This is a genomic window from Pseudomonas sp. MS01C9 (genome assembly GCF_058202755.1).
Window position 1 is genome coordinate 223,418 of record NZ_CM177073.1, and the last position, 18,021, is coordinate 241,438.

Annotated in this window: 15 protein-coding genes and 1 pseudogene; 14 read left to right on the top strand and 2 right to left on the bottom strand. The window is 63.7% G+C overall.

Features of this window, described 5'->3' with window-relative positions:
• Window positions 1–3: 3 nt before the first annotated feature.
• Window positions 4–1,377 carry a nucleotide 5'-monophosphate nucleosidase PpnN gene (gene ppnN, locus AC1M7R_RS01025; RefSeq protein WP_072399074.1) on the top strand — a complete coding sequence of 458 codons (1,374 nt, stop codon included), beginning with the start codon at window positions 4–6 and terminating at the stop codon, window positions 1,375–1,377.
• Window positions 1,378–1,480: 103 nt separating this feature from the next.
• On the opposite strand, the gene AC1M7R_RS01030 is transcribed toward ppnN, so the two are convergent.
• Both AC1M7R_RS01030 and AC1M7R_RS01035 read right to left on the bottom strand, forming a co-directional pair.
• Entirely contained in the window at window positions 1,481–2,149 is a 669-nt protein-coding gene (locus AC1M7R_RS01030; RefSeq protein WP_490610165.1) for an HAD-IA family hydrolase, read from the bottom strand.
• Between the two features lie 90 nt (window positions 2,150–2,239).
• A complete protein-coding gene (locus tag AC1M7R_RS01035) occupies window positions 2,240–3,586 on the bottom strand; it encodes an MATE family efflux transporter (RefSeq protein ID WP_072399078.1) in 1,347 nt (448 codons plus the stop codon).
• A 637-nt stretch (window positions 3,587–4,223) separates the two neighbouring features.
• On the opposite strand from AC1M7R_RS01035, the pseudogene AC1M7R_RS01040 reads away from it, so the two are divergent.
• The 13 genes and pseudogenes from AC1M7R_RS01040 to AC1M7R_RS01100 form a co-directional block, all read left to right on the top strand.
• Window positions 4,224–5,174 (top strand): annotated as a pseudogene (locus AC1M7R_RS01040) (methyl-accepting chemotaxis protein); the annotation flags it as partial.
• Between the two features lie 11 nt (window positions 5,175–5,185).
• Window positions 5,186–5,554 (top strand): response regulator, encoded by a 369-nt coding sequence (locus AC1M7R_RS01045; RefSeq protein WP_072399083.1) that lies wholly within the window; start codon window positions 5,186–5,188, stop codon window positions 5,552–5,554.
• 15 nt (window positions 5,555–5,569) lie between these two features.
• Entirely contained in the window at window positions 5,570–5,854 is a 285-nt protein-coding gene (locus AC1M7R_RS01050) for an STAS domain-containing protein (RefSeq protein ID WP_072399084.1), read from the top strand.
• An 85-nt stretch (window positions 5,855–5,939) separates the two neighbouring features.
• Complete coding sequence (locus AC1M7R_RS01055; RefSeq protein ID WP_072399137.1) at window positions 5,940–8,054, top strand: chemotaxis protein CheA; 2,115 nt, start codon at window positions 5,940–5,942, stop codon at window positions 8,052–8,054.
• Between the two features lie 33 nt (window positions 8,055–8,087).
• Window positions 8,088–9,746: a methyl-accepting chemotaxis protein gene (locus AC1M7R_RS01060; protein WP_072399086.1), complete on the top strand. Its 1,659-nt coding sequence runs from the start codon at window positions 8,088–8,090 to the stop codon at window positions 9,744–9,746.
• 37 nt (window positions 9,747–9,783) lie between these two features.
• On the top strand, window positions 9,784–10,317 hold the full coding sequence (locus AC1M7R_RS01065) for a chemotaxis protein CheW (RefSeq protein ID WP_072399087.1): 534 nt from the start codon (window positions 9,784–9,786) through the stop codon (window positions 10,315–10,317).
• Complete coding sequence (locus AC1M7R_RS01070; RefSeq protein ID WP_072399089.1) at window positions 10,314–11,150, top strand: CheR family methyltransferase; 837 nt, start codon at window positions 10,314–10,316, stop codon at window positions 11,148–11,150. The genes AC1M7R_RS01065 and AC1M7R_RS01070 overlap by 4 nt, the downstream gene beginning before the upstream one ends.
• On the top strand, window positions 11,147–11,644 hold the full coding sequence (gene cheD, locus AC1M7R_RS01075) for a chemoreceptor glutamine deamidase CheD (RefSeq protein WP_072399091.1): 498 nt from the start codon (window positions 11,147–11,149) through the stop codon (window positions 11,642–11,644). Before AC1M7R_RS01070 ends, cheD begins: the two co-directional genes overlap by 4 nt.
• A 2-nt stretch (window positions 11,645–11,646) precedes the next feature.
• Complete coding sequence (locus AC1M7R_RS01080; protein WP_072399093.1) at window positions 11,647–12,720, top strand: protein-glutamate methylesterase/protein-glutamine glutaminase; 1,074 nt, start codon at window positions 11,647–11,649, stop codon at window positions 12,718–12,720.
• A gap of 436 nt (window positions 12,721–13,156) precedes the next feature.
• Entirely contained in the window at window positions 13,157–14,896 is a 1,740-nt protein-coding gene (locus AC1M7R_RS01085) for an ABC transporter permease (protein WP_490610166.1), read from the top strand.
• Between the two features lie 13 nt (window positions 14,897–14,909).
• The gene (locus AC1M7R_RS01090) at window positions 14,910–16,217 is read left to right on the top strand and encodes an ABC transporter ATP-binding protein (protein ID WP_072399097.1); all 1,308 of its coding nucleotides are present in this window, start codon (window positions 14,910–14,912) and stop codon (window positions 16,215–16,217) included.
• Between the two features lie 53 nt (window positions 16,218–16,270).
• Window positions 16,271–17,347, top strand: a complete 1,077-nt coding sequence (locus AC1M7R_RS01095; protein WP_072399099.1) for a sensor histidine kinase — start codon at window positions 16,271–16,273, stop codon at window positions 17,345–17,347.
• Complete coding sequence (locus tag AC1M7R_RS01100) at window positions 17,334–17,960, top strand: response regulator transcription factor (protein ID WP_072399101.1); 627 nt, start codon at window positions 17,334–17,336, stop codon at window positions 17,958–17,960. The genes AC1M7R_RS01095 and AC1M7R_RS01100 overlap by 14 nt, the downstream gene beginning before the upstream one ends.
• Window positions 17,961–18,021 lie beyond the last annotated feature (61 nt).

The window sequence follows — 18,021 nt, forward strand, 5'->3', positions numbered from 1 at the left end:
TGAATGACTCAAAGACATGTAATCAATGCCTCGGTAAGCCCCAAGGGCAGCCTGGAGACCTTGTCCCAGCGCGAAGTCCAGCAACTGAGCGAAGCCGGTTCCGGCAGTATCTATACCCTCTTCCGCCAGTGCGCCCTGGCCATCCTCAATACCGGCGCCCATGTCGATAACGCCAAGACCATCCTGGAAGCCTACAAGGACTTCGAGATCCGCATTCACCAGCAGGACCGGGGCGTGCGCCTGGAACTGCAGAACGCCCCGGCCGACGCCTTCGTCGACGGCGAAATGATCGCCAGCACCCGGGAAATGCTGTTCAGCGCCCTGCGCGACATCGTCTACACCGAGAACGAACTGGACAGCCAGCGCATCGACCTGAGCACCTCCCAGGGCATCAGCGACTACGTGTTCCACCTGCTGCGCAACGCGCGCACCCTGCGTCCCGGCGTCGAGCCGAAAATCGTCGTGTGCTGGGGCGGTCACTCGATCAACACCGAGGAATACAAATACACCAAGAAGGTCGGCCACGAGCTGGGCCTGCGCAGCCTGGACATCTGCACCGGCTGCGGCCCGGGTGTGATGAAGGGCCCGATGAAGGGCGCCACCATCGCCCACGCCAAGCAGCGCATCCATGGCGGCCGCTACCTGGGCCTGACGGAGCCGGGCATCATCGCCGCCGAGGCGCCGAACCCGATCGTCAATGAGCTGGTGATCCTGCCGGACATCGAGAAACGCCTGGAAGCCTTCGTACGTGTGGGCCACGGCATCATCATCTTCCCGGGCGGCGCCGGTACCGCGGAAGAGTTCCTGTACCTGCTGGGCATCCTGATGCATCCGGCCAACCAGGACCTGCCCTTCCCGGTGGTCCTCACCGGACCGAAAAGCGCCGCGCCCTACCTGGACCAACTGCATGCATTCGTCGGCGCGACCCTGGGCGAAGCGGCGCAGAAACACTACCAGATCATCATCGACGACCCGGCCGAAGTGGCCCGGCAGATGACCCAGGGCCTCAAGGCCGTGAAGCAGTTCCGTCGCGAGCGCAACGACGCCTTTCACTTCAACTGGCTGCTGAAGATCGACGAAGGCTTCCAGCGCCCCTTCGATCCGACCCACGCCAACATGGCCAGCCTGGGCCTGCGCCGCGACCTGCCTGCGCATGAACTGGCCGCCAACCTGCGCCGCGCGTTTTCGGGAATCGTGGCCGGCAACGTCAAGGACAAGGGCATTCGCCTGATCGAAGAACACGGGCCCTACGAAATCCACGGCGACGCCGCCATCATGGAACCCCTCGACCGCCTGCTCAAGGCATTCGTCGCCCAGCATCGGATGAAGCTGCCAGGCGGAGCGCAATACGTGCCCTGCTACCGCGTGGTGACCTGAGTTCTCTGAGGACCACAGATCCAATGTGGGAGCGAGCCGGCTCGCTCCCACAGGGGGCTGCAGTGTCTGTGAACGACTCGCTCCCACCGAAGCGCTGCTGCGGTCACAGAATCGAAGGCAGTCGCATCAGGCCGGCCTCATCCACCTCAATGCCTAGCCCGAGGTAATCCTTGATCCGCGGATGAAGGGTGACCACGGGGTGCGTGTGCGTTGCCGTCACCACCATCACATCAGCCCCGGCGGCGTCGCCTGCCCGGATACCGGCTTCGGCGTCTTCGAACACCAGGCACTCCCGAGGCGTCACCTGCAGGCGTTCGGCCGCCAGGCGATAGCAGGCAGGGTTGGGCTTGCCATCGCTCACGTCCTCGGCGGTGACCATCACGTCAGGACGCGGGATGCCAGCCGCCGCCATTCGGCGCAAAGCCAGGGCCATGGGCGCCGAGGTGACGATGGCCCACCGATCTGGCGGCAGGCTCTGAAGGAACGCCGTCGCGCCGGGCACTTGCACCACCCCTTCCACATCGTCGATTTCTTCCCGGGTAATCTGCTCGGCCTCGGCCTCGGCATCCACGCCCGGTAAATGCTGGCGGGCAATGGTATCGACCGCGCGCACGCCATGGATGGTGGGCAGGAACGTGGTCACGTCCACGCCATGGCGCATGGCCCAGCGCGTCCAGATCCGCTCGGCGGCGGCGATGGAATTGAGCAGTGTGCCATCCATGTCGAACAGGAAGGCGCGGTAGGCAACGCGGGAGGGAAGACTGGCAGGCATCGAATCCTCGGTGTCGAGTGTCGGGTACGGGTAACGGCCACTGTAACATCGCCAGGCACCGAACCCTTGTGGGATCCGGTGGCGGGTTGATTACACCAACCGCTCAATCGGCTGATGCAGCCAGACCAGCTTGTAATACAGCGTCTGCAACAACAGCATGCTCAGGTAAGCCACGGGAAACGCCATCCACACCCCTTGCAGGCCGAAGTATGCGTCCAGCAGATAAGCCGCCGGCACCTGCACACCCACGATGCAGAAGATGGAAATCGTCACCGGCAGCAGCACCGTGCCGCCGGCGCGCATGATGCCGCCGACGATCGCCTGGAAGCCGAACACCAGCAGGCTCCAAAGCATGATATGCAACAGGTGTTCGGCCTGGACCCGCGCCGTCGGGTCGGTGATGAACAGCCCCAGCAGCCAGTGAGACAGCAGGTAGCCAAGCAGCACCAGTCCCCCGGTCAGCCAGAGGTTGATGATCAGACCCGTGCGCAGGATCGGCCCCAGGCGCTCCAGGCGTCCGGCGCCAATGGCCTGGGCACCGAGGATCGAAGCCGTGATGGCAATCGACAATGCCGGAAACTGCACGTAATTGACGATCTGCGTCACCGCGCCATAAGCCGCCGTGGCCTCGGACCCGTGGCGATTGACCAGCGCCAGGATCACCAGCTCGGACAACGAGATCACCACCATCTGTAACCCGGTGGGCAAGCCGATGCGCAACACCTTGGCGAGGATGGCCCTGTCCAGGCGCATCGCCGCGAACAGGGCCCGGTCGGGTGCCAGGACGTTCTGCCGACGGGTCAGGCGCCAGGCCAGCATTGCCATGGCCGCCGTCGTGCCCACCAGGCCCGCCATGGCCGCGCTCTGGATTCCCATCTGCGGCAGCCCCAGCCACCCGCGGATCAGCGCAGGTGTCAGCACCAGGCCGACACCCGTGGATACCAGCAGGGCCAACAGGGGCGACAGCGTATCGCTCACCCCGCGCAACAGCTGGGTGAACAGCACGAACACCAGCAGTATCGGCAGGATCCACATCATGACCCGGGCATAGGACACGGCATCGTCCAGCACATCCGCCGGTGTCCCCAGGCCGTGCAAGGCATCGCGGGCGAAGACGCTGCCAAGCACCGCCGCCACCAGCCCGATGATCGCCCCCAGCAGCAACGTCGCGCCGGCGATCGCCTTCACCTTGCCGGTTTCCTGGGCGCCATAGGCCTGCCCGATCAACACCCCGGCGCCCGCCCCCAGGCCGATCACCAGCGCGATGAAGAAAAACAGCACGGGGAACATGCCCGACACCGCCGCCAATGCCTGGGTCCCGAGCATCTGGCCGATGTAGATGCTGTTGAACGTACCGGACATCGATTGCAGGAAATTGGAGAGGACCATCGGGGTCAGGAACAGCAGGTAGGTTTTCCAGAGTGGCTGGGCAGGCATGGGGGCTCGTAATGGCAGGTTCGAAAATTCCGTGCCGGTAATTTAGCTCAATCCCTGACCGTGGCGAGGGGATTCATCCCCGCTGGGTCGCGAAGCGCCCCCCTGCAAACTGCCTGACGCACTTGAGGGCAGCTTTGCCCCCAACGGGGATGAATCCCCTTGCCAGCGGTTTCGCTCACCTCGGTGGTCACCTTCGTCAGTCCGATTCGACATTTCGCAGACTGGGTCTAATCTGAAGTAGCACAGTGCCACACCTTTGGCAGGCTGCCGACTGCGGAACCGGACGACCGGTCTTCAAGTTGGATCCGAGTTCGCAGATAACCAGTTAGTCGCCAACATCCTGCAAGCAATATTGTTCAAGGACCGAACCATGACGTCGTACCCACACGGTCATTCCTCTGTTCCAACCCAGCCTCGTATCCTCTGGAGCCCCGTGCTCGTGGCCATCGCCGCAGTCGCCGGCGTGCTGCTGATCAACGGTGCGGGCGCACAGAATATTGGCTTGAGCGCGGTCCTCCTGGTCCTCGGTATCGGTGCCGGGGTGTGGAGCGCGCGAGCCCTGGGTCGTCAGCTCGCCCCCGTCATCGCTGCCGACGCGTCCCGACGCGAACTGCAGGCGGCCCAACACGATGCCCATGCGTCCAGCGCGCAGCTCAACGAAGTCATCCTCGGTGCCATGCCTATCTGGGCCAGGCAAGTGGAAAGCTCCCGGCAGCAGACCGAAACCGCGATCGTTTCGCTGACCAGCCGCTTCACCGGCATCTCGTCACGCCTGGAAGAAACCGTGCACGCCTCGCAACTGGCGGCCGGTGAGCTGGCCGGCAACGGCAGTGGCGGCGCCGTCCAGGTACTGGCCCAGAGCGAAGGCGAACTGGTCCAGGTCATCAACTCCTTGAAGGCTACCCAGGCCAGCCGCGACGAAACCCTGGCCCAGGTGCGCAACCTCACTGCCTACACCGGCGAACTGCGGACCATGGCCGCCGATGTTGCCGCGATCGCCGCTCAGACCAACCTGCTGGCACTCAACGCCGCCATCGAAGCCGCCCGTGCCGGGGAAGCCGGTCGCGGATTCGCGGTGGTGGCCGATGCCGTGCGCAGCCTGTCGAGCAAGTCCAGCGAGACCGGCCAGCAAATGTCGGCCAAGGTCGACATCATCAATACCGCCATCACCCAGTTGGTCCAGGCCGCGTCCAGCGGTGCGGACCAGGATAGCCAGTCGGTGTCCATTTCCGAGGACAGCATCCAGCGCGTGCTCGAACGCTTCAAGAGCGTGACCGGACGACTCGCCGAATCGGCCGACCTGCTGCAGCAGGAAAGCTTCGGTATCCGCGACGAGCTCACCGAAGTGCTGGTCAGCCTGCAATTCCAGGATCGGGTCAGCCAGATCCTCAGCCACGTGCGCGACAACATCGAGGACCTGCATGTGCACATCCAGCAGGCCACCCAGTCGCCCGACCAGGCTGTCCCCATCGATGCCCGCCAATGGCTGGCCCGCATGGAAACCACCTACGCCACCGACGAGCAGCGCCGCAATCACCACGGCGACGCCGGCGCGCAACAGACTTCACAGGAAATAACCTTCTTTTAGGAGAGCCGTTCATGGCTAAAAGTGTATTGGTTGTCGACGACTCCGCGAGCGTTCGGCAGGTTGTCGGCATCGCGTTGAAAAGTGCCGGCTACGACGTGATCGAGGCCAGCGATGGCAAGGATGCGCTGGGCAAGCTCAACGGCCAGAAAGTGCACCTGATCATCAGCGACGTGAACATGCCGAACATGGATGGCATCACCTTCGTCAAGGAGGTCAAGAAACTGGCCAGCTACAAATTCACGCCGATCATCATGCTGACCACCGAATCCCAGGAAGCGAAGAAGCAGGAAGGCCAGGCCGCAGGCGCCAAGGCCTGGGTGGTCAAGCCGTTCCAGCCGGCGCAGATGCTGGCGGCGGTGTCCAAACTGATTCTTCCCTGATTGCCGGAGGTTGTGATGCCGTTGCTGTTCGAAACCGAGGATGACACCACCCAGGTACGCATCGACGGCGAGCTGACGATCTACACCGCCGCCGAGCTGGCCGCGCAGTTGCTGCCCAGCCTGGGCAATACGCCGCGCATGGCCCTGGACCTGTCGCAGATCACCGAGATGGACGGTGCCGGCCTGCAACTGTTGCTGATGGCGCTGCGCGAAGCACCCAAGGCCGGCACCGAACTGACCCTGACCGGTCGCAGCAAAGCCGTCACCGAAACACTCGAGCTGTGCAACCTGCAGGCCTAGGGTTTGTACGAAAAGTCGCGAAGGCAATTTTTCATACAAAGCCTGAGCCCCGCATCACCGGCCCGACACGACAAAGGAAATGAGCGTGAGCATCAATCTCGACCAGGCACAACAGACGTTCATCGTCGAGGCACGGGAACAGTTGCAGGCAATGGAGGAATCCCTGCTGCAACTGGAAAACGACCCGGGCGACGATGACGCCATCGGTGCCATCTTCCGCGCGGCTCATACCATCAAGGGTTCGGCCGGGCTGTTCGGCCTGGAGCCGATCGTCAGCTTCACCCACATTGTCGAAGACGTGCTCGATCGCCTGCGCAACGGCAGCGTCGAGGTGGATACCGGCCTGATCGCCGTGCTGCTCAAGTCCAGCGACCACATGCTGGAATTGATCAACGTGGTGGCCAACCAGGGCGGCACCCTGGCGCCGCAGGCCCTGAAGCGGGAAATGGAACTGTGCCAGGTCCTCCAGGAATACCAGGCGCCCGTGCCCGCCGATACGTCCCGGCCAGAAGCGCGAACCGCAACGGACGAACCCTCGGAAACCAGGCTGTGGCACATTTCCCTGCGCTTCGGCCAGGACGTGTTCCGCAATGGCATGGACCCGCTGTCGTTCCTGCGCTACTTGCAGACCCTGGGCGAGATCGTCCACATCGACACCCTGACGGACACCCTGCCGGCGGCCGACAGCTGGGACGCCGAATCCTGCTACCTGGGGTTCGACATCGAATTCCGCTCGGCCGCCAGCCACGGGGCGATCAATGAAGTCTTCGATTTCGTCCGGGAAGACTGCCTGATCGAGATCGTTGCCCTTGACGATGACCAGCGCCCCGACACCCAGGCGCCCACGAACACCGACCTGGTGGCAAGCACTCCCGCGCAAGGCGCCGAGTCCACCGGACTGGTCGCCAGTGGCGATTTGCTGCCCGACCAGCGCAAGACGCCACGCGTGCCCACCCAGGCGGTTGCCGAGCGACAATCCGTCGCCAGCGACAGCAAGGCCCGGGACGGCACCTATGTACGCGTCAACGCCGACAAGCTCGACGAGTTGATCAACCTGGTGGGCGAGCTGGTCATCGCCAGCGCCGGGGCCAGCCTGCTGGCCCGCACCTGCCACAACGATTCGTTGCAGGAATCGACGTCCACGGTGTCCGGGCTGGTGGAGGAGATCCTCGACGGCGCCCTGCGCCTGCGCATGATTCCCATCGGTGAAACCTTCAACCGGTTCCGTCGGGTGGTGCGTGATGTCAGCCAGGAGCTGGGCAAGGACATCGACCTGATCATCAGCGGCGCGGAAACCGAGCTGGACAAGACGGTGGTGGAGAAAATCGGCGACCCGCTCATGCACCTGCTGCGCAACGCCATGGACCACGGCATCGAGACTGCCGAAGCGCGGCTGGCCGCCGGCAAGCCGGCCAAGGGGCACCTGCACCTCAATGCCTATCACGACTCGGGCAGCATCGTCCTGGAAATCGCCGACGACGGCGCCGGCCTGAATCGCGACCGGATCCTGGAAAAAGCCCAGGAACGCGGCCTGGTCGCTCCCGGCGCGAGCCCGACCGACCAGGAGATCTACAACCTGATCTTCGAGCCCGGCTTTTCCACGGCCCAGTCCGTCACCAACCTGTCGGGACGTGGCGTGGGCATGGACGTGGTCAAGCGCAACATCACCTTGCTGCGCGGTACGGTGGACCTGGACAGCCAACCGGGCCAGGGCACCGTGGTGCGTATCCGCCTGCCGCTGACCCTGGCGATCATCAATGGCTTCCTGGTGGGCATCGGCCAGTCCACCTATGTCATTCCCCTGGACATGGTCCAGGAATGCATCGAGTTGAGCGAAGAAGACGGTGTCGCCAGCCGCGAACAGGGCTACCTGGACCTGCGTGGCGAAGTGCTGCCGCTGGTGTACCTGCGCGATCACTTCAACCATGAAGGCCCGGCCGCGCGCCGGCAGAACGTGGTGGTGGTGCGTTACGCCGACCTCAAGGCCGGGCTGGTGGTGGATGACCTGCTGGGGGAATTCCAGACCGTGATCAAGCCCCTGGGCAAGCTGTTCGGCGCACTGCGCGGCATCAGCGGCTCGACCATCCTGGGCAGCGGCGCCGTGGCATTGATCGTCGACGTCCCGGCATTGCTCACCCAGATCGCCCAGATAGAAAACCGCTACACCCCCACACAATTATCACAAGCCAACGCTCGCTGACGCTTTAGCAACTCCATGGAGAGGTACTTCCCAATGAAATGGTTCTACGATCTTAGAATCGCCACCAAACTGATCACTTCATTTCTCGTGGTGTTGGCCCTCACTGCCATCATGGGAGTGTTCTCGATCATCCAGCTGGGCCAGGTAAACGGCACCACCATCGAGATCCGCGAGAACTGGATGCCATCCATGCGGGCAGCCTCGGGCATGCGCTTCTTCGCGGCCAGCTATCGCCTCAAGGAAAACCGGCACATCGCGGCCGACTCCGAACAGGAGCGAACCACCCTGGAGCAGGAAGCGGAAGAAGCCAGGAAGGCCTTTGAAACGCGCCTGGCGACCTATGAAAAACTGCTCTCCAGTGCCGAGGATCGCCAACTGCTCGATGCAACCCGCACAGACTGGGTCGCTTACCTGGCGGTGAGCAAAGACCTGTTCGCGCTGTCCCGGCAGAACCTGACCCAGGAAGCCCAGGCGCTGCTCAAGGGCGAGTCCAAGCGTCACTTCGACCTGGTCACCGCCGACCTGCAGAAAATGGTTGAATTCAACGACGCCGGCGCCGGCGCGGCCAGTGAGCATGGCACCGCGCTGTTCGAAAAATCCCGCCTGTCCATCATTGCCGTACTCATCGCCGCCCTGCTGGTGGGCCTGGGCCTGGCGCTGTTCATTTCCCGGGTGATCTCCCGTCCGTTGAAGCAGGCCGCGCTGGTGGCCGAGCAACTGGCCGAAGGCAACCTGAACGCGAAGATCGAAGGGGGTTCGAAGGACGAAACCGGCATGGTGCTCAATGCCATGCAGAACATGGTGGGCAAGCTCTCGCACATCATCGGCGAGGTACGTAACGCAGCGGACAACCTGGCCAGCGCGTCGGAAGAAGTCAGCGCCACCGCGCAATCCATGAGCCAGGCTACCAGCGAACAGGCGGCCAGCGTCGAGGAAACCAGCGCCTCCATCGAACAGATGAGCGCCAGCATCAACCAGAACACCGAGAACGCCAAGGTCACCGACGGCATGGCCAGCAAAGCCGCCAAGGAAGCCACCGACGGCGGCGAGTCGGTGCAGCAGACCGTAGTGGCGATGAAGAAAATCGCCCAGCGCATCAGCATCATCGATGACATCGCCTACCAGACCAACCTGCTGGCCCTCAACGCCGCCATCGAAGCCGCCCGCGCCGGCGAGCATGGCAAGGGCTTCGCCGTCGTCGCCGCCGAAGTGCGCAAACTGGCCGAGCGCAGCCAGATCGCCGCCCAGGAAATCGGCGAGCTGTCCTCCAGCAGCGTCGACATGGCCGAGAAGGCGGGCAACCTGCTCAACGAGATGGTGCCGTCGATCAACAAGACATCGGACCTGGTGCAGGAAATCAGCGCCGCCTCCGAAGAACAGGCCGCCGGCGTGGCGCAGATCAACACCGCCATGACCCAGCTCAACCAGGTGACCCAGCAGAACGCGTCCAGCAGCGAAGAGCTGGCCGCCACTGCCGAAGAAATGAGCAGCCAGGCCGAACAACTGCAACAGGCCATGAGTTTCTTCACCCTGGACACGCCGGCCAAGTCGGCCGTCCTGCCGGTGAAGGTGGACAACACCCCGAGTCCGTCCAGCCGCAAGCCGGCCCGGGCCACGGTGACCGTGTTGCCCAAGTCGTTCGCCTACAACATGGCCAGCGCACCGGACGAATCCGAATTCACTCGGTTCTGACGGCCGTCATCACTGGCTCGCTAAAGGAGAAAAAGGCATGGGCGCCATCGCGACCACTCGTCAAACCGCAATGGCGGTCGAGGAAGAAGCGCAATACCTGACATTCATGTTGGGCACGGAGATGTTCGCCATCGGCATCCTGTGCATCAAGGAAATCATCGAGTACGGCAACCTGACCGTGGTGCCGATGATGCCGTCGTTCGTACGCGGGGTGATCAACCTGCGCGGCGCGGTGGTGCCGGTGGTGGATCTGTCGGCCCGTTTCGGCCGGCAGAACTCGTCGATTACCCGGCGTTCCTGCGTGGTGATCATCGAGGCCAACAGTGCCGACGGCCAGGCCCAGGACATCGGCCTGCTGGTGGACACCGTGTCGGCGGTGCTGGAAATCCCGGCCTCGCAGATCGAACCGCCGCCGAGTTTCGGCGCGAAGATCCGCGCCGATTTCATCAGCGGCATGGCCAAGGTCGACGGCAAGTTCGTCATCGTGCTGGAAGTGGACCGGGTGCTGTCTATCGACGAGATGTCCCAGATCGCCCAGGCTGGCCCCGCATTGGAGTTCGAAGGACAGTGAACACTCAGACCTGCACGGAACGCACGGCGAACGGGCTGGCGCTCAGCGACCGGGAATTCGGCCAGTTCCAATCCTGGCTGTACCAGGCCGCCGGCATCAACCTGTCGCCGGCCAAGAAAGCCCTGGTGGCCGGGCGCTTGTTCAAGCGTCTCAAGCACTATGAGCTGGACAGCTATGGCGATTACTTCAAGCTGATCATGAACGGCCAGCGCCGCGATGAACTGCAGGTGGCGCTGGACCTGCTCACCACCAATGAAACCTATTTCTTCCGCGAGCCCAAGCATTTCGATTTCCTGCGCCAGCATGTATTGCCCCATGCAACGCCAGGGAAGACCTTTCGCCTGTGGAGCGCGGCCAGTTCGTCGGGGGAAGAACCCTACAGCCTGGCCATGACCCTGGCCGAGGGGCTGGGCACCACGCCGTGGGAGGTGATCGGTTCGGACATCAGCAGCCAGGTCCTGGCCAAGGCGCGCTCCGGGCACTACCCGATGGAACGGGCCCGCACCCTGCCCCAGCCCTTGCTGGTGAAATACTGCCTCAAGGGCACCGGCAGCCAACAGGGCACGTTCCTGATCGACCGGTCGCTGCGCAGCCGGGTCAACTTCATCCAGGTCAACCTCAACGACACCTTGCCGGAGCTGGGGGAGTTCGATGTGATCTTCCTGCGCAACGTGATGATCTATTTCGACCAGCCCACCAAAAGCAAAGTGGTCGCCCGATTGATCCCCCGGCTCAAGCCCGGCGGGTATTTCATCGTGAGCCATTCGGAAAGCCTCAATGGCGTCTGCGATGCGTTGAAGCTGGTGGCTCCCTCGATCTATCGCAAGCCATGAACGCCGCAACCAAGCAAGTGGCCGAAGTGTACCTGGGGCCGGGGGAATTCCGTTTCGCCACCTGCCCGACCCGCCTGCGCACGATCCTGGGTTCCTGTGTGGCGGTCACGCTGTGGCATCCCGAGCGCAGGATCGGCGGCATGTGCCACTTCATGCTGCCCAGCCGCGTACGCTGCTCCACCGCCCTCAACGGCATGTACGCCGACGAAGCCATCGAACTGTTCGTGCGCCAGGCCCGGGCCCACCGCACCGAGCCCGAGGATTACCAGCTCAAGCTGTTCGGCGGCGGCGAGATGTTTCCCGAGTTGCAACGCCATGTGCCGTTCGGCGATGTGGCGCGGCAGAACGTCAACGCGGCGCTGGAAATAGCCTCTCTTTATCGCCTGGACCTGATCGCCCAGGACATGGGCAGCACCGGCTACCGCAGCATCATTTTCGACCTTTGCAGCGGCGATGTGTGGGTCAGACACCAACCGATAAGGACCCGGCATTAACCATGTCAAAAAAGATCAATGTTCTGCTGGTGGACGACTCCGCCGTGGTGCGCCAGGTGATGCTGGCGATTCTCAGCGAGACGCCGGATATCCATGTGATGGGCGCTGCGTCAGATCCGATTTTCGCCATGGACAAACTGGCCCGCGAGTGGCCCGACGTGATCGTGCTGGACGTGGAAATGCCACGCATGGACGGCATCACCTTCCTCAAGAAAATCATGAGCGAGCGCCCCACGCCGGTGGTGATCTGCTCGTCCCTGACGCCAACGGGCGCGGAAACCACCGCACAGGCCATGGCGGCCGGCGCGGTGGAAATCATCACCAAGCCCACCAGTGGCCTGAAGAACTTCCTGCTGGAGTCGGCGTCGGAACTGGTGACGGCGATCCGGGCCGCCGCCCAGGTCAATGTGCGCAACCTGGGCCGGCGCCCTGCCCCGGCCCCGTTGGTGCCGGCCGCCAAGCTCAGCGCCGATGCCATGCTGCCCGCCGCCAACGGCCATGCCATGGCGCAGACCACCGAACGCATCGTCGCCCTGGGTACTTCCACTGGCGGCACCCAGGCCCTGGAAGCGGTGCTGACCGCCTTGCCGCGGGTATGCCCCGGTATCGTCATCGTCCAGCACATGCCGGAAAAATTCACCGCCTCGTTCGCCGCCCGGCTCAACAGCCTGTGCCAGATCGAAGTGCGCGAAGCCCGCAACAACGACCGCATCCACCCCGGCCTGGCCCTGATCGCCCCCGGCGGCAAGCACATGATGGTGACCCGCAGCGGGGCGTTCTATCACGTGCAGGTAGTGGACGGCCCGCTGGTCAACCGCCACCGTCCTTCGGTGGATGTGCTGTTCCGCTCGGTGGCCAAGTTCGCCGGCCGCAACGCCACCGGCATCATCATGACCGGCATGGGCGACGACGGCGCCCGCGGCCTCAAGGAAATGCTCGACGCCGGCAGCGCCACCGTGGCCCAGGACGAAGCCAGCTGCGTGGTCTTCGGCATGCCCAAGGAAGCCATCAAGCTCAACGCGGCGCAACGGGTCATGGGCTTGCAGGAAATAGCCCAGGTGATCCTACACCGGTGAAATCGTCGCAAGAGCGCCGATCAGAAGCGTCAGCGCGAGAAAACCACCGAGAAAAATCGCCATCTTTGTCATGAGTTGTTCCTGAACGAGAATGCTGCGTTCAAACAAGCCACCCGCCCCTTGTGGGAGCGAGCCTGCTCGCGATGGTGTGTCAGGCAACGCTGTACTGTCTGACAGTGTGCCATCGCGAGCAGGCTCGCTCCCAACGGGGGGTGATTTCAGGTTTCTGTCGCCATTGACCCACTGTGTAGTTTGGCCAGGGGTACGGGCTCATTACAGACGCACCTGCCGGCGAAAAATGCGGATCAGCGATATACCAACGTATATTTTCCCGTCCCTAGTCATTCTGGCCCCGCCCGGGGGCTCCGATTAATCTTGCCGGGCGTTCAGCGCAGTCCCTCCAGGTCCTCCAGCTTGCTCATCAGAGAGGTGGTCTATGCGCCCTTCAATCCCAACCCCCGCATGGCTTGCTTTCAAGTACAACCAACAGGTTTGCTGGTGGGCCGATCTCGCCCTGCTGGGCCTGTTGATAGCGCTGGCCGTGTTCATCGCCTATGGCCTCGAACAAATGGACCAGCCCCTGGGGGTTCTCGATGCGTCGCCGCTGTCGCTGGACCTGGCCCATCTGCCGGGATACACGCTGCGCACCACCTTGCGCATGTTCATCGCGCTGCTGGCGTCTTTTGTCTTTTCGCTGGTGATCGCCAGCCTGGCCGCGAAGAGTCGCAAGGCGGCCCTGGTGATACTGCCTGCGCTGGACATCCTGCAATCCGTGCCGGTACTGGGTTTTCTCACCTTCACTGTGGTCTTCTTCATGGGCATCTTTCCCGGCAAACAGTCCGGCGTGGAATGCGCGGCCATCTTCGCCATCTTTACCAGCCAGGTCTGGAACATGACCTTCAGCGTCTATCAATCGCTCAGGACCGTGCCCCACGACCTCTACGAAGTGAGCCGGCAATTCGGCTTTTCGCCCTGGCAACGTTTCATCCGGCTGGAGTTGCCATTCGCCACGCCGGGCCTGGTGTGGAACATGATGATGTCGATGTCCGGCGGCTGGTTCTTCGTGGTGGCATGCGAGGCGATAACCGTCGGCGATACGACCGTGAGCCTGCCGGGCATCGGTTCCTGGCTGGCACTGGCCATCGAACAGAAGAACGTCGCTGCGACCGTGTGGGCAGTGCTGGCCATGGTCGCCGTGATCATGCTGTACGACCTGCTGTTCTTCCGGCCCGTGGTGGCCTGGGCGGACAAGTTCCGCTTCGAACAGACCGCCGCCCAGAAACGCCCCCGGTCGAGAATCTACGACCTGTTGCGCTCGACCCGCCTGGTGCCGTTGACGTTGACCGCGCTGGGCGGCATCAAGGCCGCGTTGCACCTGCCCAGGCTGCCCAGGCTCCCCCCGTTTCGCTTCAAGGCCAGCGAGGGTTTCAATCGTGTCGCCGACCGGGCCTGGATCGCCCTGGTGGCCCTGGCCTGTCTGGCCGGTCTGCTGCAATTGGCAGGTTTCATCGCCAGCACCTTGGGCCAGGAAGATGTCATCGAGGCCTTCGGCCTGGGGCTGGTCACCCTGCTGCGGGTCGCGGTGCTCATCGTCCTCGCCAGCCTGGTCTGGGTGCCCATCGGCGTCTGGATCGGCCTGCACCCGCGCTGGGCCGAACGCCTGCAGCCCGTCGCGCAGTTGCTGGCGGCCTTTCCGGCCAACGTGCTGTTTCCCTTTGCCGTGATCGCCATCGTCACCCTGAAGCTCGACCCGGATATCTGGCTGTCGCCGCTGATGGTGCTGGGCACCCAGTGGTACATCCTGTTCAACGTGATCGCAGGTGCCAGCGCGCTGCCCAACGATCTGCGCGAAGCGGCGCGCAACTTCCGGGTGGGCGGCTGGCAGTGGTGGCGCGTGGTCGCACTGCCCGGGATCTTTCCGTATTACGTCACTGGCGCCCTCACTGCCGCCGGCGGTTCGTGGAACGCCAGCATCGTCGCCGAGGCCGTGTCCTGGGGCGACGAGCATCTCTACGCCCGCGGGCTGGGCGCTTTCATTGCCCAGGCCACGACCGCAGGGGACCTGCCACGGGTGGCCCTGGGAGTGACGGTCATGTCGGTTTTCGTCGTGGGTTTCAACCGCCTGCTGTGGCGCCCGTTGTACGGGTTCGCCGAGCGTCGGCTTCGAATTGATTGAGGGAGGTGAGCCAATGCAAGCACTCATGGACAAACGCTGCCTGGTGGATGTGCAACAGCTTCGGCATGTCTACGGTACCGCTGGCGGTGCCGAGCGACTGGTACTGGACGACGTCTGCATGCGCTTGAACGATGGCGAGATCGTCGGCCTGCTGGGGCGTTCGGGCTCGGGCAAGTCCACCTTGCTGCGGTCCATCGCTGGCCTGATCGCGCCCACGGCCGGCGTGGTCGACTTCCCTGCCGATGACCGCGGGCTGGCCAGCTCGGTACGCATGGTCTTCCAGAGCTTCGCCCTGTTCCCCTGGCTGACGGTGCTGCAGAACGTGGAAGTCGGCCTGGAAGCGCTGGAAGTGGCGGCGCCCGAGCGGCGCCGACGGGCCCTGGCCGCCATCGACATGATCGGCCTCGACGGTTTCGAAAGCGCCTTTCCCAAGGAACTGTCGGGTGGCATGCGCCAGCGCGTCGGCCTGGCCCGCGCACTGGTGGTCGCTCCGGATGTGCTGCTGATGGACGAGCCGTTTTCCGCACTGGACGTGCTGACGGCCGAAACCCTGCGCACCGACCTGCTGGATCTGTGGTGCGAAGGCCGGATGCCGATCAAGTCCATCCTGATGGTCACCCACAACATCGAAGAAGCCGTGCTGATGTGCGACCGGATACTGATTTTCTCCTCCAATCCGGGGCGGATCATGAAGGAAATCGTCGTCGACCTCAGCCAGCCGCGCAATCGCGCCGACCCGGCGTTCCAGGCGTTGGTGGAGCATATCTATGTGCAGATGGCCGGCGGTGGCCGGGACGGTTCAGCCCATACGGGTGCATTTGCAGGCACTGGCGTGGGCATGGTGTTGCCTTCGATTTCAACGAACGCCCTGGCCGGCCTGATCGAGGCGGTGCACGAGCAGCCCTACGACGGTCAGGCGGACCTGCGTGAACTGGCCGACACTTTGCGCTATAGCCCCAGCGATCTCTTCCCGGTGGCCGAGGTGCTGCAACTGATGCGCCTGGCCGATCTGCAGGACGGCCATCTCGCACTGCTGCCGGCCGGGCGGCGCTATGCCCGATCGACGGTCGACGAGCGCAAGCAATTGTTCGCCCAGCAGCTGCTCAGGCACGTTCCCCTGGTGGGCCATGTGCGCAAGGTGCTGGATGACCGTCCCACCCGCACGGCACCCGCCAGGCGCTTCCGGGACCAACTGGAGGACTTCATGTCGGAGCACGACGCTGCGACTACCCTCGATTGCGTCACGCAATGGGGGCGCTACGCAGAGCTGTTCGCCTACGACGAAGTGGCCGACCGGTTCAGCCTGGACAACCCTTCCTGAGCCACGGGCACAGAGGCGATATACACTGCGTGCCTGGGCCGGCCATTTGCGCGATGCGAGATGAATATCCAGTGAGAAGCACTCAATTGACCCTTCGCCTGCTGCTGTTGCTGGGATTGTCCCTCGGCATCGCGGCCATAGACACCGTCACCGACCTTGAAATCGCGGTGGGCGTCTTCCAGATCGTCGTGGTGCTGATTGCCGTACGAATCCTGCCGACCCGCGCCGTCGCCGGCCTGTCGGTCGCCTGCATGCTCCTGACGATCCTCAGTTATCGGCTCACCCGCTTCGGCGATACGGAGGCCGGGCTGGTCAACGTCCTGATCAGCCTCGCCGCCATCGCCGGTACCACCTACCTGGCGCTGCGCCTGTCCGCCGCCATCGGCACGGTGCACAAAACCCGCGCGCACCTGGCGCACATCGCTCGCGTCAACATGCTGGGGGAGCTGGCCGCGTCCATCGCTCACGAAGTGAACCAGCCACTGGCCGCGGTGGCCACCAGCAGCAGCGCGTGCCTGCGCTGGATGGCCAACGACCCGCCCAACCTGCCCAAGGCCCGCCAGGCCGTGGAACGCATCATCGCCGACACCCATCGGGCCAGCGAAATCATTACCCGCCTGCGGGGCATGGCCCGGCACCAGGCCCCCAGCAAGCGGTGGCTGAACGTCGCCGACACGGTGAATGCCGCGCTGCGGCTGCTGGCCGGCGAACTGAACGAGCAGAACATCAGCCTACGGGTGCATGTCCAGGAAGGCCTGCCGCCGATGCTGGCGGATGAAGTACAGATCCAGCAGGTCATCCTGAACCTGGCGATGAACGGGATCGACGCGATGCGGCAGGTCGATGTCGAGCAGCGCAGCCTGGAGGTCAATGTCGTACTGGAATCGGCCCAGCGCTTGCTCTTTTGTGTGTCAGACCAGGGCAAGGGCCTCAGCGGCAACGACCACGAACGGGTATTCGACGCGTTCTACAGCACCAAGCACGACGGCATGGGCATGGGCCTGGCCATCAGCCGTTCCATCATCGAGGCCCATGACGGTCGCCTCTGGGTCAGCAGCGATCCACAGTCAGGCGCCACCTTCCACTTCACTCTGCCGGCCGTAACCCGAGAATCCGATGACAGCCCATGACCCCAACGAATCGATGATCTATATCGTCGATGACGACAGTTCCGTGCGCGCCTCGCTGCAGGACCTCCTGGCTTCCGTCGGCCTGCCGAGCATGGCCTTCGGCTCGGCGCGGGAATTCATGGACGCCACGCTTGCCGATACGCCGGCGTGCCTGATCCTCGACGTGCGGATGCCGGGCTTGAGCGGCCTGGATTTCCAGCAGGAAATGGCCCGCTTGAACATCCAGGTTCCGGTTGTCTTCATCACCGCCCATGGCGACATTCCCATGTCGGTGAAGGCCATGAAAGGCGGGGCACTGGAGTTCCTGACCAAACCGTTTCGTGAACAGGACCTGCTGGACGCCATCGGCCTGGGCTTGAGTCGTGATCGGCAGCGACGTCAGCTCGCAGAAAAGATGGATGAGCTGAAACGTCGTCACCGCACCCTCACTGACGGAGAGCGGGAGGTGATGGATCTGGTGGTCTGCGGTCTGCTGAACAAGCAGGTGGCCGGGCGGCTGGGGTTGAGCGAAGTGACGGTGAAGGTGCGACGCGGCGCCTTGATGCGCAAGATGGGCGCCGATTCGTTGGCCACATTGGTGAAGATGTCGGAAAGACTCAAGGACGCCAGCTGATGCGCCGCTGAACGAAGCGCACCCTGCGGCAGTCGGAACAACAAATCCCTGCCAGAGAACA